A 22038-nucleotide genomic window follows, 5' to 3' on the forward strand; every position below is an offset into this window, starting at 1 on the left:
TAACGCGATCGCCTCGTCAGGCTCATAACCTGACATAAAGGCAAACGCTCAACGGACGCGGGATGGAGCAGCCCGGTAGCTCGTCAGGCTCATAACCTGAAGGTCGTAGGTTCAAATCCTACTCCCGCAACCAATGTCTTATGAAGAAATTACAGTCTGATCACGCCCAAAAAGGGCGGCTGATCGCGTGCGCAGATCGTCATCAGTGATGCACGGCAGGCGTTCCAATGAAAAAGGCGGCCATGGGGCCGCCCTTTCCGATATCCGCAAAGCTTCGGCTCGGTTCATGAGGCCAGAAGCTCTTTCAGCTTGTCGTCGATGAATTTGACGTCGTCGGGGTTGGTCCCGGGGCCGCCGGCGAAATGGCCCCAGATCGACGGCACCGGGACGAACTCGGCGTTAGGCATGTTGGCGACCTCGATCACGCTGTCTTCGGGCGGGAAATAGAGGTCGGTCTGGCCGGGCATGACATAGGCTTTCGCCTTGATCGCGCCGAGCGCGGCTTTGTAGTCGCCGTTATACAGCTCGTTCGCGCTGATATCGCCATTCTGCCAGGTCCAGGCCATCGTCAGCAGGTTGTTGGCGTCTTTCGGCAGGAAGAACCCTTCCCAGAACCCGATCAGGAAATCCTCGAGCGAGGCATAGCCGAGGGTCTTCAGGTCGAGCTCTTCCCGATAGAAGCTCTGTGAGAAGCCCCAGCCTGCATAGACACGGCCAACCGCGCGGAGACCTTTTTCGGGTTTCGAGGTGTAGCGCCCGTTTTCCCACGCGGCGTCGGCCCGCAGTGCCGCCTTCACCCCTTCGAGGAAGACGTAGTTGTGGCGCGAACACTTCGCCGACCCGCAGAACGGGGCGATCAGATCCATCATCTCGGGATACATCGCCCCCCAGTGGAAGGTCTGCAGCGCGCCCATCGACCAGCCTGTCACCATGCGGATCTTCTCGATGCCGAACTTCTCGGTCACCAGACGATGCTGCGCCTTGACGTTGTCATAGGCGGTCACGTTCGGGAAACGGTCTGCGTTATAGGGCTCCGGCGTGTTCGAGGGCGAGGTGGAGAGCCCGTTGCCGAACATGTTCGGGATGATGATGAAGTATTTCTCGGGGTCGAGCGCCATGCCGGGCCCGATCAGCCATTCATTGTCGTAATGCTGCCCGGAATACCACGTCGGGTAGACGATCACGTTGTCCTTGGCCGCGTTCAGCTTGCCGAAGGTCTTGTAGGCGAGACGGGCGTTGGGCACGGCGAGGCCGCATTGGAACTCGAAGGTGCCAAGCTCGAAGATTTCATAATCAAGGGTCATGGTTTTTCCTCATGTCAAAATGGAGCGACGCCCTATCTCAGGCGACGCTCCGGAAGATCGTTACGGATCAGGCAGTCGCGGTTTTCCCGCTCAGCGTGGAGATCAGATAGTAAGCAACGCCGCCGACAAGTCCGGCCGAGATGGCGGTCGACAGGTGGGGCAGGTACCACTCGACGACGAAGGCCACCGCGGAGCCACAGGCCCAGGCGATGAAGGCCGTCCAGCGCCAGTCGCGGTCGATCTCGGAGTTCTTGCGCACGAGGAACTGGTCCACGAGGATGATCGCGCCGATCGGCGGCACGAGGATGCCCAGCAGGGACAGCCACTCGATGAAGAAGGCCCAGACATTGGTGGCCGCGATGACGATGCCGATAGCGCCGAGGATCACCGCGAAAAGACGCATGTGGCTGCGCAGGATGCGCGACCAGCCGGTGGCGGCGTTATAGAGGCAGTGGGCACAGACCGAGCCGAGGTTCACGTAGAGGAACAGGAAGGCGAGGACGCTCAGCCAGGTCATCTGCATGTTGTTCATGTAGCCGAACATGTTGTCGGTGCCGAAGGGGTTGGCATCCGGAACGGCCAGGGCTGCGGTCATGATGCCGCCGACCAGCATCGCGGCGAGGTTGGCGAAGGGGAAGGCGCTGAAGGTCGCGACCCAGGAGCTTTTCGTGTCCTTGGCCCAGCGGTTGAAGTCGGCGCTCACGGTGCCCGCGTCGATGAAGAGCGCGATGACCACGGTCAGGCCGACGCCCATCGACATCGTCGCGACGCCATTATTGCCCGGGTAGGACATGATCGCGTCCCAGCTGGTCGTTGAAGCCGCATCGCCGACGACGAAAAGGCCCAGAATGACGAAAAGCGGCACCGAGATCATGCCGATCAGGTGCAGGCCTTTCACGCCGACGAAGGTGACGCCGATATAAAGCGCACCGGCGATGAGCGTCATGACGACGTAGTTCAGGTCATAGGTGGAGCTGACGAGCGCGCCGGTGATCCCGGTTTGCACCGCGTACCAGCCAAGTAGAAGCGTCGAGAGCAGACCGGAGGCGAAGACATAGCCCTTGCGACCAAAGACGATGCTGGCGAGCAGGGCGAAGTTCATCCCTTTCGTCGCGCCGAGCTGCCCGAGCAGGCCGACATAGACCAGCATGATCAGGTTGCCGATGATCATCGCGGTCAGCGCGGAGCTGAACCCCATGCCGAGCACGAGGATCGAGCCGGTCATCGCGCCGGTGATGATCATCGGGAAACCCATCCAGACCATCGTGACGGAGAACATGCTCCGCCGGGCTTTTGCCGGGACCGGTTCATGTTCGTATTCATCGCCGAGCGCGTGATCGATCTCTTCTTCGATATGTTCGAGCGCCTCTGGCTCGAGATGCTTTTCCGTCGTGGTCATGATGTACCTCGTTGTTGGACTGTTTCTGATGTTCTTGTTTTTGCAGGCATGCGAAGGCTGGGCGCTTGCCGTGGGCAAACGCTGACGAAAGTCTCGCCGGGGTGGAGTGGATAAGGGGTCGATCAGTTCGGCAGCTTGATCCTGCCGTCGTTTGTGACCGGTTATACTGATCTCAGAGTTATTGGGCGCGTGCGCCGATCGGGTTAGGGCTCTGTGGTCTCTCCATTTGGGGCGACAAATCGCCGGGCCGTAAACGCAAAAGCCCCTCACGAATCCATTCACATGGTTCGTAAGGGGCTTTCATTGCCAGATGCGGCGCTCTTCGTTGAACGCTACGTCAACACGATGGAGTGATTCGTTTCAATATGCAAATGTTTTGATGTAACGATGTAAGGCGCTGAAAATAATGCCGAAAAATGAATGAATCATGAGTTCAGATGCGTTTTGCAATGCGTCGCGCTTGCCGCTACGTCAGTCATTTGCTATTCGATTCGTATGTGACCGTTCCCCCCGGACTCCGCATTCGCGGGAGTTCTCGTTGAAAGATATGGAACCGTATTAATGGCTTTTGACAACGAGCCGGTCGCAGTTGGCCTCCTTTTTTCCCAAACCGGTGTGACGTCGGTGATCGAGCGCACACAGCGTCAGGCTGCGCTGCTGGCGATCGAAGAAATCAACAATGCAGGCGGTATCGATGGTCGTGAGCTTCTGATCGAAGACAGCGACCCGGCTTCCGATCCGTTGCGCTTCAAGAGCGAGGCGGAGCGCCTCATCGATGTCGGCGCAAAGACCATCTTCGGCTGCTACATGTCCTCCGCGCGCAAGGCCGTCTTGCCCGTGGTCGAGCAACGCCGCGCGCTGCTGTTCTACCCCACGCTTTACGAAGGGTTCGAGTTTTCGAGCAGCTGCGTCTATTCGGGCGCAGCCCCGAACCAGAACTCGCGCTGGTTGGCGGATTATCTCACCCAGACCTATGGCGACCGGTTTGTCTTCGTCGGGTCGAACTACGTTTTCCCCTATGAATCCAATCGGATCATGCGGGATCTGCTGATGCATCGCGGGGCGAAGGTCGTCGATGAAATCTACATCCCCCTGCGCCATAACGAGGAATATATCGAGCGGGCGATCTCGCGCATCAAGGCTGCGGGGCCTGCGGTCGTATTCTCCACGGTCGTGGGCGAAGGGTCGGTCCGCTTCTACCAGGCCTACGACCGCGCGGGCTTCGATCGCAGCAAACAGCCCATCGCCAGCCTGACCTCGGGCGAGCCCGAACTGCTGGCGGTCGGCAAGGATGCCTCGATCGGCAACGTGACGGCCGCGCCCTATTTCAGCGTGCTCGATACCGAGGCGAACCGTCGCTTCGTCACGGCTTATGCGCGCCGGTTCGGACCGGATCAGCCGATTTCGGCGGGGACGGAAGCCGCGTATTTCCAAGTCTATCTCTTCGCGGAAGCCGTGCGACGGTCCGGCTCGACCGATCGCGACAGCGTCTTGCGCACCTTGCCGAATTTCAGCTTCGAGGCGCCGCAGGGCCCCGTGCAGGTCGAAGGCGATACCCATCACACGAGCCTCTGGCCCCGGGTTGCCGTCGTCGGCGAAAGCGGGGCTTTCGAGATCGTGCGCGAAGCGCAGGCGCCGGTGCGACCCGACCCTTATCTCGTTGAATATGATGAAGACTTGCAGATGACGTCTCCGCAATTCGGAGCCGGAGGGGGCGGAAGCTGATGCCCCGGCTGCGTCTCAAGGATTTGCGCGACCTCTCGGTCATCGTCGTCCACCCGCCGGACGCAGATGGCAAGGCGCTCATGGATCAGCTCAAACGCATCGGCTGCCGCGCGGAACTGATGTGGCCCCCCGCCAAGGCGCTGCCGAGCGGGACGGATGTCGTTTTCGCAGGCGTCTTCTTCGAGAGCCAGAGCGCCCTGAGCAGCATGCTGCGGAAGTCCGAGAAACCCGGCCCGACGGTGATCGGCATCGTGAATTACGAGAACCCGGCGATGATCGAACTGGTGCTCGACATCAACGCATTCGCGGTGATTTCGAAGCCGGTCCGGACTTTCGGCATGCTGACAAATCTTGTCGTCGCACGCTCCAACTGGATGCAGGCGGCGGATTTCCACGACAAGATCGGCAAGCTCGAAAAGAAGATTTCCGGTCAGAAGAAAATCTCGAAGGCGAAGTCTATCCTCATGGAAATGCACAAGATTTCCGAGAGAGAAGCCTATGGCACCATTCGCGCGCAAGCGATGGGTAAGCGGATTTCCGTAGAGGAAATGGCGGTCGCGATCATCAACGCAAACGAATTGTTGTCATCAAGACCGGATGATGTATAGTCGAATCAGATCGATGGCCAATGATGTCCATCGGTTCGGCACAGAAAGCCCGCTGAAGACACTGTAGTGTCTTAGCGGGCTTTTTTGGTTTTCAGGATGGTGCAAAGGCCGCGCCATCGCTGCGGGCGTACCAGAGCGCACGCAACCCCGCCCTCGTGGCGGCGCTGAATGGCAACGATGCCAATCGCTCCGAACACCCGGAGCCCCCTTCGCCAAAATGATCCGGACCCCCGCGGTCCGGTCACGGCACCTCACACAATCGGTCACATACCAAACGCTCGTGCACGGGAGTCCTCCCTGCGCATCTACGGCCTGAAAAATCAAAATAAAACCTCGACACGGGAGACAGAAATGAAAACGAACCGGAGAAACTTCCTAAAACACACGACCGCTTTCGGCGCCGCAGCCGCCCTCGGCCCGTCGATGATCGCGAGCCCCGCCCGCGCCTCGGGTGAAATCGAGGTGGGTGTCCTGTTCTCGCTGACTGGCGGCCTTTCGATCATCGAGAAATCGCTCGCCGACGCCACGATGATGGCGATCGACGAGATCAACGCCGCGGGTGGCGTGAACGGGATGATGATCAAGCCGATCCTCGAAGACGGCGCATCCGACCCGAAGACCTATAACGAGAAGGCCTCGAAGCTGGTGATCCGCGATCGCCTGCAGACCGTGTTCGGCTCCTACACCTCGGCGAGCCGCAAGGCCGTCCTGCCGGTCTTCGAAAAGCGCAACAGCCTCTACTTCTACCCGACCTATTACGAAGGCTTCGAGTGCTCCAAGAACGTGGTCTACACGGGCGCGGTGCCGAACCAGCAGCTGTCGAACTTCATCCCGTGGATCACCAACACGCTCGGCAAGAAGAAGTTCTTCATCGTCGGCTCAAACTACATCTACCCGCGCGAGATGGCGAAGGTGTCGAAGATCCTCATCGAGCAGAATGGCGGCGAGTGGGTCGCGGACGAATATCTCGAGCTCGGCCATTCCGAATGGGGCGCGATGGTCTCCAAGATCAAGGAAAGCGGCTGCGACGTGGTTCTGTCGAATGTCGTGGGCGACTCGGTCGTGGCCTTCTACCGCGAGTTCAAGAACCAGGGCCTCACCCACGACAAACTGCCGATCTGCGCGACCGTCACCTCGGAAATCGAGATCGCCGCGATGGGTCCGGAATTCGCCGAAGGCAGCTACACTTCCTTCCCGTATTTCCAGGCAATCGACACCGATCGCAACCGCGATTTCATCGAGCGCTACCGCAAATATGTCAACGATCCCAAAGCTGTGACGCACCACGCGCTCGAGAGCAGCTACTTCCAGGTCTATCTGTGGAAACAGGCGGTCGAGAAGGCTGGCGACATCTCGGCGGATGCGGTGCGCGAAGGCATCAAGGGTCAGGTCTTCGAGGCCCCGAACGGCACCGTCACCGTCGATCCGGAAAACCTGCACACCTATCTCACGCCGCGCATCGCGCAGTGGGGCGCCGATGGTCAGGGCACGATCGTCAACGCCTATGACGCGCCGACCAAGCCGCTGCCCTACGTCGCTTACGGCGAGACGGCAGAGAACCTGTTCTGCACCGGCGCCGGTCTCGACACCACCAAGCTGTGACGCAAACCGGGCACCGGGCTGATGTCCGGTGCCCATCCGAGCGAGGCGGAATTCCCTATGTCTGACATCATCTTCATCGGCCTGTCCCTGTCTTCGATCCTGCTGCTGATCGCGCTTGGCCTGTCGATCACCTACGGCGCTATGGGCGTCATCAACATGGCGCATGGCGAGCTCGTCATGATCGGGGCCTATACGGCGGTGCTCGCCGGGCTCCATCTCGGGCTCAACCTGTTCTTCGCGCTGCCTCTGGCCTTCGTGACCTCCGGGCTCGTGGGGCTCGTGATCGAGCGATTGGTGATCCGAAGGCTCTACGGACGGATCATCGACACGCTGCTCGCGACATGGGGCGTGGCGATCCTTCTGCAACAGCTGATCCGCCTCGAATTCGGCCTGAGCTTCTTCGGTATCCATATCGACGGTCTCGGTCCGGGGTTGCAGAACATGACGGTTCCGGCCTTCCTCACCCAGCCGATCGACGTGGCGGGCATGACGATCCAGCCCTATCGCACCTTCATCATCGTCGTGACGCTGATGCTCGCGGGTCTGACCTGGTGGCTGATGTATCGTACCCCGATGGGCGTGCAGGTGCGCGCGATCATGCGCAATCCGCAGATCGCGGCCGCCTGCGGTATCGACGTGCGCCGCGTCTCGGCGCTGACCTTCGCCTATGGCTCGGGCCTTGCCGGGATCGCCGGTGTGCTGCTCGCAGGCTTCAAGACGGTCATGCCCGAGATGGGCGCGTCCGTCGTGGTCGATGGCTTCCTCGTCGTCGTGGTCGGAGGGGTCGGCAGCCTTCTCGGAACGATCCTCGCTGCGGGCATTCTCGGACAGATCAACGGCATCGTCGCCTTGGCGTCCAACGACATCATCGCCCGCGCCGTCGTCTTCGCGGTGGTCATCGCCCTGATCCTGTGGCGCCCGCGCGGCCTGTTCTCCTTCAAGTCGAGGTAAGCGATGTCCAGCGAAACGTCCTCCACACTTCCCAGCTCCACGAGCCGCCTTCAGCGTCATGCCGACTGGGCCGTCTATGCCCTCTTCATCGTGATGGTTCTCGGCGCGCCCCTGGTGATCGACGATGTGTTCTGGCTCAACCGCATCGCCAAATATCTCGTCTTCGGCATGCTCGGCATCGCGATCGCGCTGTCCTGGGGCTATGCCGGGATCCTCAATCTGGGGCAGGGGCTCTTTTTCGGCCTCGGCGCCTATATGACGGCGATGTCGCTCAAGCTGATGAGCGCCACCAGCCTGCAGCAGGGCTCGGACAAACCGGTGCCGGACTTCATGCTCTGGAACGCAGAGCCCGGGGCCGTCACCGATCTGTGCTGCATCAACAAGGGCTCGTTCCTCTGGATCCCGTTCCAGTCGCAATGGTTCGGCATGGCGATGTCGATCGTGATCCCGCTGATCGTCGCCTTCGTGCTGTCCTCGTCGATTTTCCGGCTGCGCGTCTCGGGCGTCTATGTCGCGATCATCACGCTGGCGCTCGTGCTCCTGGTGCGGCTGCTGCTCATCGACGCGCAGCCGATCACCAACGGGTTCAACGGGCTGACCGATCTGGGCTGGCTGACCATCGGCGGGTTCGAATTCGACCCCTATATGGTCGAGACCTATTACGTCGTCGCCGTCTCGCTCACGGTGGTCTTGCTGTTGGGCCGCTGGCTGGTCTCGACACGGGCCGGGCTGATCCTGCAGTCGACGCGCGATGACCCGACCCGGGCGCGCTATCTCGGCTACGACGTCGCGGCCTATCAGATCTTCTTCTTCACGATCTCCGCCGGGATCGCGGGCTTCGCGGGGCTCCTCTATGTGGTCGCCGCCGAATTCGCCTCGCCGAGCTTCATGGATATCGGCTTCTCGATCTCGATGGTCGTCTGGGCCGCGGTGGGCGGGCGCAACTCGCTGCTCGGCGCCTGTATCGGGGCGATCCTGATCAACACGGTCGAGGCCACGGTCAGCGAGACCGAAATCTTCAAGGAAGCGTGGAAGCTGATCATCGGGGGCATCTTCGTCCTCGTCGTTCTCTACCTGCCGAACGGGCTTGCGGGCATCGCGCGCGATCTTCTGGGGCGGTTCGAACGCCGCCGGAAGGGCACGCCCGCAGAGACGGCCCCGAAAGCCGCGGAATAGGAGGGACGGACATGAATGAAGCACTCACGATCGACGGGCTGACGGTGGATTTCGGCGGGTTCAAGGCCGTGGACGGGTTCACCACCGTGGTTCAGAAAGGCGAGTTGCGGGTCATCCTCGGCCCCAACGGCGCCGGGAAGACCACGCTGATGGATCTCGTCAGCGGCAAGACCGCCTCGACCCAAGGCAGCGTCCATCTCTTTGGCGAGAACATCACCAACCGCCCCGAGCACATCATCGCGCGGCACGGGATCGGGCGGAAATTCCAGATCCCGAGCGTCTTCCGCGATCTGACCGTTCGGCAGAACCTCGAAGTCGCGGCCTCGGGAGAGCCCGGCGTGTTCCGCAACCTTCGTCTGCACATGGTGGCGGAGGACCGGGCGCGGGTCGAGGACGTGATCGCGATGACGCGGCTCGAGCCGGTGCTCGATACGGTCGCGGGCGAGTTGTCCCACGGCCAGATGCAGTGGCTGGAACTGGGGATGCTGATCACGCAGCAGGCGAAGGTCATCCTTCTCGATGAACCCACCGCGGGCATGACCCATGCGGAGACCTTCCGCACCGCCGAAATCATCAATGAAATGAAGGGCAGCCACACGATCCTCGTGGTCGAGCATGACATGGCTTTCGTGCGCAAGATCGCCGAGCGGATCACGGTCATGCACATGGGCAAGCTGCTCGCGGAGGGCCCGATGGAAAAGATCGAGACCGATCCAAAGGTGCGCGAAGCCTATCTCGGTTCGGGAGGGATTCACTGATGCTTTCTCTGAGCAACCTCGACAGCTTCTACGGCCGCAGCCAGGCGTTGCACGACGTCTCGATGAGCGCGCCGAGCGGCACGATCCTCGCCGTTCTGGGCCGCAACGGCGTGGGCAAGACCACGCTTCTGCGCTCCATCCTCGGGCTGACCGACCGCCAGAGCGGCGGCGTCGTGCTCGACGGGCAGAACATCTCCGCCGACGCGACCTTCCGGCGCGCGCGGGCGGGAATCGCCTATGTGCCGCAGGGCCGGATGATCATCCCCGATTTCACGATCCGCGAGAACATCCTGATGGGCGGCTTCGCGGCCCAGGGCCCGCGCGCCATTCCCGAAATCGTCCCGAAGATCTTTCCCTATCTGATGGAAAATCTCGACCGGCCCGGGGGCGTGCTCTCGGGCGGTCAGCAACAGCAGCTTGCCATCGCCCGCGCGCTCGCAAGCGGCCCCAAGGTCCTCCTGATGGACGAGCCGACCGAGGGCATCCAGCCCAATATCGTCGAGCAGATCGAGGACATCATCATCCGCCTCAATGCCGAACTCGGACTGACGATCCTCCTTGTCGAGCAGAACGTGAAATTCGCGCGCCGTGCCGCGCAGAACTTCACGATGCTCGAGAACGGTCGCGTCGTGGCCGATGGCGCGATCGCGGATCTCACCGAGGAAACGGTCACCAAGCACATGGCGATCTGACCCCATAAACCCGCCTTCCCGGATCAACCGGAAAGGCATTCGACAACTCCACCAACAGCAGAGGTAACAACATGTATCATGGAGATATTTCGAGCAGCGCCGATACCGTGGGCGTCGCCGTCGTTAACTACAAGATGCCGCGTCTTCACACGAAGGCCGAGGTTCTCGAGAACTGCCACAAGATCGCCGACATGGTGAAAGGCATGAAGAAGGGCCTGCCGGGCATGGATCTGGTGATCTTCCCCGAATACTCGACCCACGGCATCATGTATGACGAGACCGAGATGTACGAGACCGCCTCGTCGGTCCCGGGCGAAGAGACCGAAATCTTCGCCGCCGCCTGCCGCGAGGCCAATGTCTGGGGCGTGTTCTCGCTGACCGGCGAGCGCCACGAAGAGCACCCGAAGAAAGCGCCCTACAACACGCTCATCTTGATGAACAACGAGGGCGAGATCGTTCAGAAATACCGCAAGATCATGCCTTGGGTTCCGATCGAGGGCTGGTATCCGGGCAACTGCACCTATGTCTCGGAAGGCCCTAAGGGCATGAAGATGAGCCTGATCATCTGTGATGACGGCAACTACCCCGAGATCTGGCGCGACTGCGCGATGAAGGGCGCCGAACTGATCATCCGCTGTCAGGGCTACATGTATCCGGCCAAGGACCAGCAGGTGATCATGGCCAAGGCGATGGCCTGGGCGAACAACTCCTATGTCGCGGTCGCCAATGCGGCAGGCTTCGACGGCGTCTATTCCTATTTCGGCCACTCGGCCATCGTCGGCTTCGACGGCCGTACGCTGGGCGAATGCGGCGAAGAGGAATACGGCATCCAGTACGGCCAGCTCTCGGTCTCGGCGATCCGCGATGCGCGCAAGAACATGCAGAGCCAGAACCACCTCTTCAAGCTCGTGCACCGTGGCTATACCGGCATGATCAACTCGGGTGACGACACCAACGGTCTCGCCGAGTGCCCCTATGACTTCTACACCAAATGGGCGGAAGATCCGGAAGGCACGCGCGAGATGGTCGAGGCGATGACCCGCTCGACCGTCGGCACCGAGGAATGTCCGATCGACGGTATCCCCAACGAAAAGTCCGACCCCACTCACCGGTGAGGCAGGCGAGCAGGGCCGGCGGAGACATCCGCCGGCCAATCAAACGCGAGGATCTTCTATGACGATCGATCAGTACCGGCTTGAGGAAGAGCCGACCTACCACCCAAGCGGCGACGAGGTGGTCTTCTACGAATCCGCCTATGCAGCGCGGTTGCCGGTGATGCTCAAGGGGCCGACCGGCTGTGGCAAGACCCGCTTTGTCGAGCATATGGCCTGGCGTCTGGGCAAGCCGCTCATCACGGTGTCCTGCCACGAGGACATGACCGCCTCGGATCTCGTCGGGCGCTTCCTGCTTGGCCCCGAGGGCACGCATTGGCAGGACGGGCCCCTCACGATGGCGGTGCGCCACGGCGCGATCTGCTATCTCGACGAGGTGGTCGAGGCGCGTCAGGACACGACGGTCGTGATCCATTCGCTGACCGATGATCGCCGGATTCTGCCGCTCGAGAAGAAGGGCGAACTGGTCCATGCGCATCCCGATTTCCAGCTCGTGATCTCTTACAACCCTGGCTACCAGAGCGTTCTCAAGGACCTCAAGGAATCCACGAAGCAGCGCTTCAGTGCGGTCGATTTCACCTATCCGATGGCCTCGGTCGAGGCTTCCATCGTGGCGTCCGAGGCGGATATCGCCGCCGACATCGCCGACAAGCTGGTGAAGATCGCCGAGAAGTCGCGGCATCTGCGCGGGCAGGGGCTCGAGGAAGGGGCGTCCACGCGGATGCTCATCCATGCCGGTCGCCTCATCAAGACGGGCATGACGCTGACCGACGCCTGCAAACATGCGATCATCGTTCCCATCACGGATGACCCGGATATGCGCGGTGCGCTCGACGCGGTCGTCGATGCCTGTGCCTGACAGCATGAATGTCGAAGCCACCCCTGACCTGCCGGGCGCGATCCGCAGCGCCTTCTCGGCGCCCGAGATAGCCGACTGGCTGCGGGCGCGCGAACGGCTTCGGGGCGCGGGATACGGGCGGACGGTTCCGCGCGCTTATGAGCGCAGTTCGCTGGCTCTTGCGCCGAAACTCGGGGCGGCACCGACGATCGCCTTTGCAAAGCTCGTGTCCCATGTCGCGATCCGGGTCTCACCCCGCGCGGCGGAGCGCGTCTGCACTGCGGCGGACACGGTCGCGCAGAGATACGAGCCGCAGGCGTTCACCGCGTGGGTCGCGCTGATGACGCGGATTACCACGCAAGCGCCGGAGTCCGTTTACCCCTTTCTCGAGAATATGGAGCGGCTTGTCGGGCGGCTCTCCGAACAGGCGCTCGAGGACTGGGTCGCGACCGGATTGCGTCTGGCGGGGCGCGATGCCGACAAGCGAAGCGCCTATTTATCCTTGCAGACCGCCGAGGCGCAGCGCGCGCTTGAACACGAAAGCGGAGAGCAAAGCTTCTACGATCATGAGCGCCGGTTGCGGGCCTATCTCACGGCGATTTCCGGCGCGACCCCGCCGCTGCGTGTCGCGCCCACGGGCATGGGAGAGAAAGCCGCGCGGCGGGTGTCCTTCGCGGGCAATGTCATTCTCGTGCCGCCCAGCTTGCCCGGCTATCGCGGCGAGACGGAGCCCCTGTTTCGCGCCGCGCTCGCCCATATCGGGGCGCATATCAACTTCACCAAAACCCGTTTCGAAATCGGGCAGCTCAAACCGCTTCAGATGGCGGTCGTGTCTCTGATCGAGGATGCACGGGTCGAGGAACTGGCGGCGCAGGAAATGCCCGGGTTGCGCAGGCTCTGGCAAGGCTGTCACGTCGCCCAACCCGGCGGACTACCGACCGCGCCCAGCCTGTTCGCACGGCTGGCGCGGGCGCTGATCGATCCCGATTTCGACGATCCCGACGGGTGGGTTCAGAAAGGCCGCCGGATGTTCATGGAGGCGCGCGAGCGCTGGGCCGATCCGGCGATCAGCCGCGAGATCGGCAATCTTCTGGGCAACGATCTCGGGCAGCTTCGCGTGCAGTTCAATGCGAAGGACTATGTGGTCCAGCCCGCCTATCGCGACGACAACCTCGGTCTGTGGGCGCTCGACGAGCCGCCCCCGGAGGAGGCGCAGACCCTAGAGGTTCAGGTCGACACCGTGCAGCTGCGTCGCTCCGAGCCGACCCCGGGCGCGGGCAAGCAATCGCAACAGCAGGAGCAGACCGAAAGCGACAGGGTCGAGAAAGTCGCCCCCGTCACCGAGGCGGCCGAAGAGGGGCGGGCGGTCGCCTCCTACCCCGAATACGATTACGAGATCGGTCGGGAGCGTGCGAACTGGACGGTGGTCAAGGAATACCCCGCGACGCCGGGCAATCGCCGCTTCTGGCTGGAGTTGCAGGATACGCAGGGGCCGCTTCTGTCGCGCATCACCGGTCTCGTGCGTTCGGCGCAGATCGGGCGCGCGCGCCGGGAGAAACGGCAGGCGGAGGGAGAAGTTCTCGATCTCGACGCCTGTATCGAGGCGGCGACGGCCCTGCGGGCAGGCGAGTTTCCCGATCATCGCCTCTACGAGCGGCAGGCCCCGCCGACGCGCGATCTCGCGGTCAGCCTGCTGCTCGATATCTCGCAATCGACGGCCGATCTCGTCCCCGGAACGCAGCACCGCATTCTGGACATGGAGCGCGATGCGACGGCGGTTCTTGCCCATGCGATGAACGAAATCGGCGACCCTTTCGCGATCAACGCCTTCTGCTCGGCCGGGCGCGAAGACGTGCGCGTCGTTGCAGTGAAGCGGTTCTCCGACGCGTTGGATGAAGAGACGGGCTCGGCGCTCTCGGGCCTGAAGCCGGGCTATTCGACGCGGCTCGGGGCCGCCCTGCGCCATGCCGGGAAGGACCTCGCGCAGGTGCCGCGGCATCGTCGCCTGCTGCTGTTGATCACCGACGGGGAGCCCTCGGATATCGACTCGCCCGATCCCGACTATCTTGTCTGCGACGCGCAGCGCGCCGTTCGCAGCCTGAGCGCGCTGGGGATCGATGTCTTCTGCGTGGGGCTCGGTCCGCGAAACAAGGAGCAGGAGGCTGCGATTTCCGGGCGCAACGGGTTCATCCAGATCGACGAGCTGAGCACACTGCCGGACAAGCTTTTGTCGCTCTATCTCCGGCTGACCCGGTAACGGGGCGCTAACCCCGGCGCTTCTGAGAGCATATGAAAAAAGGCCCGCATCGCTGCGGGCCTTTTGCAAAATCATACCATCACTTGCGCGGCTTCTTCGGGCCGCCGGGCTTGGGCTTCCCGCCTTTGCCCGGATGCGGCCCTTTGCCGGGGCCTGCATATTTCGCGCGGGGCTTTTTGCCCTTCGGGGCGGCGCCGCCTTCGGGCTTGGGCTTGCGCTTCTTCGGCGGGATGTCCGCGAGGGCTGCGAACACGGCCTCGTCGTCGGGGCTCCAACCGCTGGTCTTCGCACTCTCCTCCGGGGCGTCGTCGCGTGGAGCCTTGGGCGGCCCCTTGCGATGGGGCGCCTTGGCCGGACGCTCGCCGCGATCACCGCGATCCGGTTTGCCATGCGGCTTGTCGGCGCGGCGCTTTTTCGGGGGCGGTCCGAAATCAGGTTCACCGTTCAGGGCACGGGCCTTGATCTCGTCGGAGAGCTCGCCATCGGGACCAAGCGAGGCCGCAAATTTCGCGACGCTCTTCTCGGCGATCTCGACGAAGGTCTCGTCATCGCGCACGCGGATCGCACCGATCGACGATTTGTCGAGATCGGCATGGCGGCGCAGCAGTGGCAGCAGCCAGCGCGGCTCGGCCCGGTCATTGCGCCCGACCGACAGCGTGAACCAACGGCTCGGGCCGAATTCCTGACGCTCGGACTGCCCCTTGGTGTCCGGCGGCAGAAGGTCTTCGGGCGGGGCATTGCGCGATTGCTGCAGCCGCAGGAAGGCGGCGGCGACAGCCTCGGCCCCGTGCCGGTCGAGCAGCTTGCGCGCAAACGCCGCCTGATCCTCGCTGACCGGCTCGCGCCAATCGGGATCGGTCAGCAGGCGCTCTTCATCGCGCGCGATGATCGACTCGGCCGAGGGCGGCACGCTCCATTCGGCGTTGATCTTCGCGAATTTCAGCAGACGTTCGGCACGTTTGACCATGCGCGGCGGCACGATCAGCGCGGACATCCCCTTGCGCCCGGCGCGGCCCGTCCGGCCCGAACGGTGCAGCAGGCTCTCGGGGTTCTGCGGCAGATCGGCATGGATCACGAGGCTCAGGTTCGGCAGGTCGATCCCGCGCGCGGCCACATCGGTCGCCACGCAGACGCGCGCGCGCCCGTCACGCATCGCCTGCAGCGCGTGGCTGCGTTCGGCCTGTGACAGTTCACCCGACAGCGTCACGACCGAGAGGCCGCGATTGCCGAGACGCGCGCTGAGATGGTTCACCGCCGCGCGGGTGTTGGCGAAAACGATGGCGCTTTCGTCATGGTGATAGCGCAGCAGGTTAAAGATCGCATGATCGCTATCCGAGGCCGCAACCTTCAGCGCCTTGTAGGCGATATCGGAGTGTTGCTGCGCGGTGTTGATCGTCGAAATGCGCTGCGCGTCGTTCTGAAACTGCTCGGCCAGCTTCGCGATCATCGGCGAGACGGTGGCGGAGAACAGCAGCGTGCGGCGCTCTTCCGTGGCGGAGCCGAGGATGAATTCGAGGTCTTCGCGGAAGCCCAGATCGAGCATCTCGTCGGCCTCGTCGAGCACGACCGCGCGGATGTCGCTCAGATCGAGCGCGCCGCGGCGGATATGGTCGCTCAGACGACCGGGCGTGCCGACCACGATATGGGTGCCGCGTTCGAGGGCGCGGCGTTCCTGACGCGGGTCCATGCCGCCGACGCAGGAGCTGACGATGGCGCCGGTCTTGGCGTAGAGCCAGCGCAATTCCTGCATGACCTGAAAGGCGAGTTCCCGCGTGGGGGCCACGACGAGTGCAAGCGGCGTGCCAGCCGGGCCGAAGCTTTCGGCCTCGCCCAGGAGGGTCGGGGCGATCGCGAGACCGAAGCCGACCGTTTTACCCGAGCCGGTCTGGGCAGAGACCAGCAGGTCCTTGCCCTCCAGCGCGGGATCGGTCACCGCGTCCTGCACGGGAGTGAGAGTGTCGTAGCCGCGCTCGGCGAGCGCTGCGGAAAGGGAGGGGATCATCGGAAAGTCGTCCAAGCAATGACGTAAGGGACGGGCCGCTCTGCTCTGGCAGCCCGTGCGGAAGGCGCCTGCATAACGGTCCCTGCGGCAAATGTATATTGCCTATTTGGGGAATCCGCCCGCAATGGGCAATAATTCTTGGTCAGGCGAGGACTTGCAGCACCACCGCCGAGGCGTAGATCGCGACCAGCAGAAGGCTCTCGATCCCGATCCGGGCCGGCCCGTCCTTCTGGCGCAGGATCAACCCGCCGAGCAGCACGCCCGTCATCATCAGTCCCGTCGCCAGCCAGTAGAGGTCCGACATCGAGACCGCGTGATACAGCGAGCCGTCACGATATGCCCCATCGGAGAAGACGAGGAACAGCGTGTCGAAAGTGTTGCCGCCGATGATCCCGCCGATGGCCAGTTGCAACGCACCGCGACGGACAGCCGTCAGCGTCGTCACCAGTTCGGGCAGCGAGGTCACGACCGCCGTCAGCAGCGCGCCCACCAGCGAGGAGCTGAGACTGAAGCGGGTGACGAATTCCTGCCCGGCCTGCGAAATGACCCAACCGCTGAGGCCCATGATGACGACGAGGCCCATGAAGACGATGATCGGGCCGCGCGGCGAGCGGTTCGCCTCCTCTTCGTCTTCGGGTTCGTCACGGCGCGTCTCGCGGGTTTCGACCGGCTTCCACATCGGCGTCTCCGACACCTGGGTCGCGAGTTTCGTGCCGCCGAGATAGGCGAGAAACAGCACTACGGAGGCCGGGCTGATCCCCCAGATCGCGAAGTCGGGCGCGGCGGTCGCGGCGAGCGGGATCGACAGCAGCACGATTAGCATCACCGCCTGAAAAAGGTTCGCGGGCTCTGCTGCGGAGTGTTCGAGATTGGCGCGTCGGTGCAGCATGTCGGCCAGCGCCAAGAAGAAGGTCTGCGCGGCGATCCCGCCCACGGCGTTGGAGAAGGCGAAGCTCGCATCGCCCTGTGCGGCGACCGACACGGAAACGACGATCCCCGACAGCGAAGTCGCGGCCCCAAGCACGATCCCGCCCGCAAGTGCTTCGCCCATTCGCGTGCGATCCGCGATCACATCGGCCAGCCCGGTCGCCTTGATGGAAGAGATGACGACGATCAGCCCGGCGAGGGTGAAGACGCCGAGCAGAAGCGGGGTCGAAAGTGAGGCGATCATGAAGGCTCCGGGGTCGCTGTTCGAAAGGCAACCGCGCTGCGCGCTCACGGTTCCGTTAAGGGCGTGATGGCCGAGCGCCTCTGCAGAGGGCTGGGGAGTCGACATGCCCAACAGAGACGTTAGTGTCGGCGCCAATCAGCGCGCGGGAGGACAAGCATGTTTATCGGATTGGATCTGGGCACATCGGGGCTGAAGGGGCTCTTGATCGACGAGGCGCAGCGCGTGGTCGCCGAGGCGACGCATCCGCTCACCGTCTCGCGCCCGCAGGAGGGCTGGTCGGAACAGGATCCCGCCGAATGGATCGCGGCGATGGAGGCAGTGCTCGGCGCGCTCGCGCAGCACGATCTGTCGGCGGTGCGCGGGATCGGGCTGTCGGGGCATATGCATGGCGCGACGCTGCTCGACGCGCAGGACGAGGTGTTGCGGCCCTGCATCCTGTGGAACGACACCCGCGCCTATCGCGAGGCGGCGGCGCTCGATGCGGAGCCGCAATTCCGCGAGATCAGCGGCAATATCGTCTTCCCCGGCTTCACCGCGCCGAAGCTGGTCTGGCTCGCCAAGCACGAGCCGGAGCGGTTCGCGAAAGTGGCGAAGGTGCTGTTGCCGAAGGACTACCTGCGGCTCTGGCTGACTGGAGAGCATGTCTCGGAGATGTCCGACGCTGCCGGGACGAGCTGGCTCGATACCGGCGCGCGAGACTGGTCTGATGCGCTGCTTGCGGCCACCGGGATGCGGCGCGAGCAGATGCCGCGCCTCGTCGAGGGCTCGGACGTCTCCGGCACGCTGCGCCCGCAGATCGCGGCGCGCTTCGGTCTGCCGGACAGCGTCGTCGTCGCGGGCGGCGGGGGCGACAACGCGGCCTCGGGCGTGGGCGTCGGCGTCGTGGCGGCCGGACAGGCCTTTGTCTCGCTCGGCACCTCGGGCGTGCTGTTCGCCGCCGATGACGGCTATCGCCCCGATGCGGCGAGCGCGGTGCATAGCTTCTGTCACGCCCTGCCGCAGACATGGCACCAGATGGGCGTGGTGCTGGCCGCGACCGATGCGCTGAACTGGTATGCGCGGCTTCTGGAGAGCGACGCCAAGCAACTGACCGAGGGCCTCGGCCCGCTGCAGGCGCCGGGCAAGGCGCGGTTCCTGCCCTATCTCGGCGGAGAGCGTACGCCGCTCAACGATGCGGCGATCCGCGGCGCGTTCATCGGGCTTGAACACGCGACCGATCGCGCCGCGACCACGCGCGCCGTGCTGGAAGGGGTGAGCTTCGCGCTGCGCGATTGCCGCGACGCGCTGGCCGGCACCGGCACCCGGATCGAGACGCTGCTCGGCGTAGGTGGCGGCACGCGCTCGCGCTATTGGTGCGAGGCGATCGCAACCGCGCTCGACACGCCGGTGGCCCTGCCGGTGGCGGGCGATTATGGCGGCGCGTTCGGGGCGGCGAGGCTTGGGATGATGGCCGCGACGGGCGGCGGGCTGGACATCGCGGCCCCGCCCGAGATCGCCGCGACGATCGAGCCGGTCTCCGCGTTGCGCGAGGCGTTCGACGAAGGCTACGACCGCTACCGTCAGGCCGGTGCTGCGCTGCGGGGTTTGACCTGACCGATCCCGCGCCGCGCGGTAGCGACCGGCGCGGCGTCGCGGAGATCAGCTCGAGAATTGCAGACGGATCCGGTTCACATATTCCACGCCCGGTCGCAGGATCGTCGAGGGGAACTCAGGGTGATTGGGCGCATCGGGCCAGGCTTGCGGCTCCAGGCAGATCGCGTTGAAGCTGTCGCCGGACGGTGCGGTGTAGACCTGCAATCCGGGCTGGTTGCTCAGCATCGTCATGCTGCGTCCGGAGGCCGGATCGCTCAGCACCGCCACCTCGCGCATCCCGCCGGAGCCGACGCAGAAATTGTGATCGAAGCCCGCGCCATCGGGCCCCAGCGCCGGGGCCGGTTCGCGGAAATCGAAGCGTGTGCCAGCCACGTCGCGCGGCCCGCCTACGGGGAGTTTCTCGGCATCTACCTCGAGAACCTGTTTGGCATTGAGCTTCAGTCGGTGATCGGCGATCGAGCCGCCGCCCGCGAGATTGAAATACCCATGCGAGGTCAGAGACACCGGGCAAGCGCGATCACAGCATGCGCGGTAAGTGATGCTCAGAGTTTCTGGGTCCGATACCGCAAAGCTCACCTCCGCGACGAGATTTCCGGGGAAGCCCTGATCGCCATCCGGGCTTTCGAGCCGCAGTGTCGCCGCGTTGATCCAATGCGCGACAACGGTCCAGTCGCATTGGTCGAACCCCTTGCCACCGCCGTGAAGGCAGTTCCCGCCTTCGTTCGCATCTAGCTGGAACTGCTCGCCATCGAGCGTGAATTGCGCTCCGGCGATGCGGTTGGCATAGCGCCCGATCGTCGCCCCGTGGAAATCGCGTGTCTTCTGTTTCGGATCGGGGCCGATGAGAAGCTCGACCGGACCGTCGTCGCTTGGCAGCACAACGCTTGTCAGTCGCGCGCCCTTTGGATCGATGCGCACCAGCATCCCTGATGCAAGCCCGATCTCTAGTTCTGATTCGTGATCGAACATGCTGTGTCCTGTCCGTTTCTCGACGAGGCTAACCTAGCGTAACCCTCTCTTCACGTTATGACTTTAATCTCGATCAATACCTGAGGCGAGTTAGCTACATCGCCACTTTCAGCGCTTTGGGCGCGGGCCGCACATCCCGAGCCACATCATACCCAACGCAATTGTTCCTTAAAAGTTTCGTGATGAGCACGCGGAATCTTGTGTGCAGAGGTATTCATGCTCGATTTTGCGCGAAAATTCATTATATTTGACAATAACGAAAGTTAACGCGCCTTTTAGTGCACAAGCGACAGGCGCTAGCGGGAGTACGCAAAATGCCACAAGCAGTAGATCTCTTCGTGATCGGCGGCGGGGTGAACGGCTGCGGGATCGCGCGCGACGCGGCCGGACGGGGCCTGCGGGTGCGTCTGGCCGAGATGGGCGATCTTGCGCAGGCGACCTCTTCGGCCTCCACCAAGCTGTTCCACGGCGGGCTGCGCTACCTCGAATATCTCGAGATCAAACTGGTCCGCGAGGCGCTGTCCGAGCGCGAGGTGCTGATCCGCGCAATGCCGCATATCTCATGGCCGATGCGCTTCGTGCTGCCCTACAGCGCCGATATGCGTTTCGAGAGCGATACGCCCGTCTCGAAAATGCTCTCCACCGTGATGCCGTGGATGAAGGGCAAGCGCCCGTCTTGGATGATCCGCTCGGGGCTGTTCCTCTACGACCATCTGGGCGGGCAGGGGCTTCTGCCGGGCACCAAGCGTCTCGACCTGCGCAACGCCCCGGAGGGTGCGCCGCTGAAGGACAGCTTCACCCACGCGTTCGAATACTCCGATGGCTGGGTGCAGGATGCGCGGCTCGTCGTGCTCAACGCCCGCGACGCCGAGGCGCATGGCGCCGACATTCGCGTGCAGACCAAGGTGGTCGAGGCGCATCGCGACGGCGGTCACTGGGTGATCACCACCGAAGGGCCGAATGGGCGCGAAGAGCATATGGCCCGAGCCGTGGTCAATGCCGGTGGCCCGTGGGTCGAACAAATCCTGAAAGGCACGATGGGCAGCGCCAGCCGCGAGCACATCCGCCTCGTGCGCGGCAGCCATATCGTGACGCGCAAGCTCTACGATCACGACAAATGCTACTTCTTCCAAGGCGCGGACGGGCGGATCATCTTCGCGATCCCCTATGAACAGGACTTCACCTTGATCGGCACGACCGAGGCCGCCCATGAGGACTCGCCGCTCGCCGCCGAATGCACCGAGGCTGAGCGCGATTACCTGTGCGATTTCGCGTCCGAGTATTTCAAGGAAGAGGTCACGCCCGACGACGTCGTCTGGACCTATTCCGGCGTGCGCCCGCTCTACGAGGACGGGGCCAGTTCAGCCACGGCTGCGACGCGCGAATATGTGCTCTCGCTCGATGCACCCGCGGGCCAACCCGCGGCGCTGCATGTCTTTGGCGGCAAGATCACCACCTATCGCCGTTTGGCCGAGGATGCGCTCGCCAAGCTGCGCCCGCATCTGCCCGGCATGGGTGGCCCGTGGACGAAAGGCGCCCGCCTTCCGGGCGGCGATTTCGCCCCCGAAGAGGTCGGCGCCAAGATCGCCAAGCTCTCGCAGGATTACCCCTTCGTGGATCGCAAATGGGCCGAGCGGATGATCCGCCATTACGGCACCGAGTCCTGGGACATCTTCGGCGATGCCAAGGCGCTGGACGATCTGGGCCGCGATTTCGGCGGCACGCTGACTGAGGCCGAGCTGCGCTGGCTCGTCGAAAAGGAATGGGCGCGCAAGGTCGAGGACGTGATCTGGCGGCGCACCAAGCTGGGCTTGCGGCTCGATGCCGATCAGGTCAACTCTGTCGCCGCGTGGCTGGAGGAGCACGCAGGCTGACGCGCGA

Annotated in this window: 17 protein-coding genes and 1 tRNA gene; 13 read left to right on the forward strand and 5 right to left on the reverse strand. The window is 63.5% G+C overall.

Annotated elements, in window-relative coordinates; all coding sequences use genetic code 11:
• Positions 1–56 precede the first annotated feature (56 nt).
• Positions 57–133, forward strand: a tRNA-Met gene (locus tag F8R15_RS14060).
• Positions 134–284: 151 nt separating this feature from the next.
• Here the strand turns inward: F8R15_RS14060 and F8R15_RS14065 are convergent.
• Both F8R15_RS14065 and F8R15_RS14070 read right to left on the reverse strand, forming a co-directional pair.
• On the reverse strand, positions 285–1304 hold the full coding sequence (locus F8R15_RS14065) for an alpha/beta fold hydrolase (RefSeq protein WP_152845013.1): 1020 nt from the start codon (positions 1302–1304) through the stop codon (positions 285–287).
• Positions 1305–1371: 67 nt separating this feature from the next.
• A complete protein-coding gene (locus F8R15_RS14070; protein WP_078602194.1) occupies positions 1372–2703 on the reverse strand; it encodes a cytosine permease in 1332 nt (443 codons plus the stop codon).
• A 561-nt stretch (positions 2704–3264) separates the two neighbouring features.
• Between F8R15_RS14070 and F8R15_RS14075 the strand changes: the two genes are divergently transcribed.
• The 10 genes from F8R15_RS14075 to F8R15_RS14120 all read left to right on the forward strand — a co-directional run bounded on the left by F8R15_RS14075 (position 3265) and on the right by F8R15_RS14120 (position 14422).
• Entirely contained in the window at positions 3265–4428 is a 1164-nt protein-coding gene (locus F8R15_RS14075) for a transporter substrate-binding domain-containing protein (protein WP_152845014.1), read from the forward strand.
• Complete coding sequence (locus F8R15_RS14080; protein ID WP_078522106.1) at positions 4428–5036, forward strand: ANTAR domain-containing response regulator; 609 nt, start codon at positions 4428–4430, stop codon at positions 5034–5036. The genes F8R15_RS14075 and F8R15_RS14080 overlap by 1 nt, the downstream gene beginning before the upstream one ends.
• A gap of 351 nt (positions 5037–5387) precedes the next feature.
• Positions 5388–6638, forward strand: coding sequence for a transporter substrate-binding protein (locus F8R15_RS14085; protein WP_078602193.1), 1251 nt, complete (start codon positions 5388–5390; stop codon positions 6636–6638).
• Between the two features lie 57 nt (positions 6639–6695).
• Positions 6696–7589, forward strand: a complete 894-nt coding sequence (gene urtB, locus F8R15_RS14090; protein ID WP_078522104.1) for an urea ABC transporter permease subunit UrtB — start codon at positions 6696–6698, stop codon at positions 7587–7589.
• Between the two features lie 3 nt (positions 7590–7592).
• Positions 7593–8765, forward strand: coding sequence for an urea ABC transporter permease subunit UrtC (gene urtC / locus F8R15_RS14095; protein ID WP_152845015.1), 1173 nt, complete (start codon positions 7593–7595; stop codon positions 8763–8765).
• A gap of 11 nt (positions 8766–8776) precedes the next feature.
• On the forward strand, positions 8777–9523 hold the full coding sequence (gene urtD, locus F8R15_RS14100) for an urea ABC transporter ATP-binding protein UrtD (protein ID WP_078522102.1): 747 nt from the start codon (positions 8777–8779) through the stop codon (positions 9521–9523).
• Complete coding sequence (gene urtE / locus F8R15_RS14105; protein ID WP_152845016.1) at positions 9523–10215, forward strand: urea ABC transporter ATP-binding subunit UrtE; 693 nt, start codon at positions 9523–9525, stop codon at positions 10213–10215. Before urtD ends, urtE begins: the two co-directional genes overlap by 1 nt.
• A gap of 71 nt (positions 10216–10286) precedes the next feature.
• Complete coding sequence (locus F8R15_RS14110; RefSeq protein ID WP_078522100.1) at positions 10287–11330, forward strand: aliphatic amidase; 1044 nt, start codon at positions 10287–10289, stop codon at positions 11328–11330.
• 58 nt (positions 11331–11388) lie between these two features.
• On the forward strand, positions 11389–12186 hold the full coding sequence (locus F8R15_RS14115; RefSeq protein ID WP_152845017.1) for a CbbQ/NirQ/NorQ/GpvN family protein: 798 nt from the start codon (positions 11389–11391) through the stop codon (positions 12184–12186).
• Positions 12173–14422, forward strand: coding sequence for a nitric oxide reductase activation protein NorD (locus F8R15_RS14120; RefSeq protein WP_253732637.1), 2250 nt, complete (start codon positions 12173–12175; stop codon positions 14420–14422). Before F8R15_RS14115 ends, F8R15_RS14120 begins: the two co-directional genes overlap by 14 nt.
• Positions 14423–14501: 79 nt before the next feature.
• Here F8R15_RS14120 and F8R15_RS14125 read toward each other — a convergent pair whose 3' ends face one another.
• On the reverse strand, positions 14502–16424 hold the full coding sequence (locus tag F8R15_RS14125; protein ID WP_152845018.1) for a DEAD/DEAH box helicase: 1923 nt from the start codon (positions 16422–16424) through the stop codon (positions 14502–14504).
• A gap of 142 nt (positions 16425–16566) precedes the next feature.
• Positions 16567–17595 carry a sodium:calcium antiporter gene (locus tag F8R15_RS14130; protein WP_152845019.1) on the reverse strand — a complete coding sequence of 343 codons (1029 nt, stop codon included), beginning with the start codon at positions 17593–17595 and terminating at the stop codon, positions 16567–16569.
• Positions 17596–17751: 156 nt separating this feature from the next.
• Between F8R15_RS14130 and xylB the strand changes: the two genes are divergently transcribed.
• Positions 17752–19188: a xylulokinase gene (gene xylB / locus F8R15_RS14135; protein ID WP_152845020.1), complete on the forward strand. Its 1437-nt coding sequence runs from the start codon at positions 17752–17754 to the stop codon at positions 19186–19188.
• Positions 19189–19233: 45 nt separating this feature from the next.
• Here xylB and F8R15_RS14140 read toward each other — a convergent pair whose 3' ends face one another.
• The gene (locus F8R15_RS14140) at positions 19234–20157 is read right to left on the reverse strand and encodes an aldose epimerase family protein (RefSeq protein WP_152845021.1); all 924 of its coding nucleotides are present in this window, start codon (positions 20155–20157) and stop codon (positions 19234–19236) included.
• Positions 20158–20471: 314 nt separating this feature from the next.
• On the opposite strand from F8R15_RS14140, the gene glpD reads away from it, so the two are divergent.
• A complete protein-coding gene (gene glpD / locus F8R15_RS14145; protein WP_152845022.1) occupies positions 20472–22031 on the forward strand; it encodes a glycerol-3-phosphate dehydrogenase in 1560 nt (519 codons plus the stop codon).
• The last annotated feature ends 7 nt before the right edge of the window (positions 22032–22038 follow it).

Source organism: Thioclava sp. JE_KL1, from assembly GCF_009296265.1.
In the GTDB taxonomy this organism is placed as follows: Bacteria; Pseudomonadota; Alphaproteobacteria; order Rhodobacterales; family Rhodobacteraceae; genus Thioclava.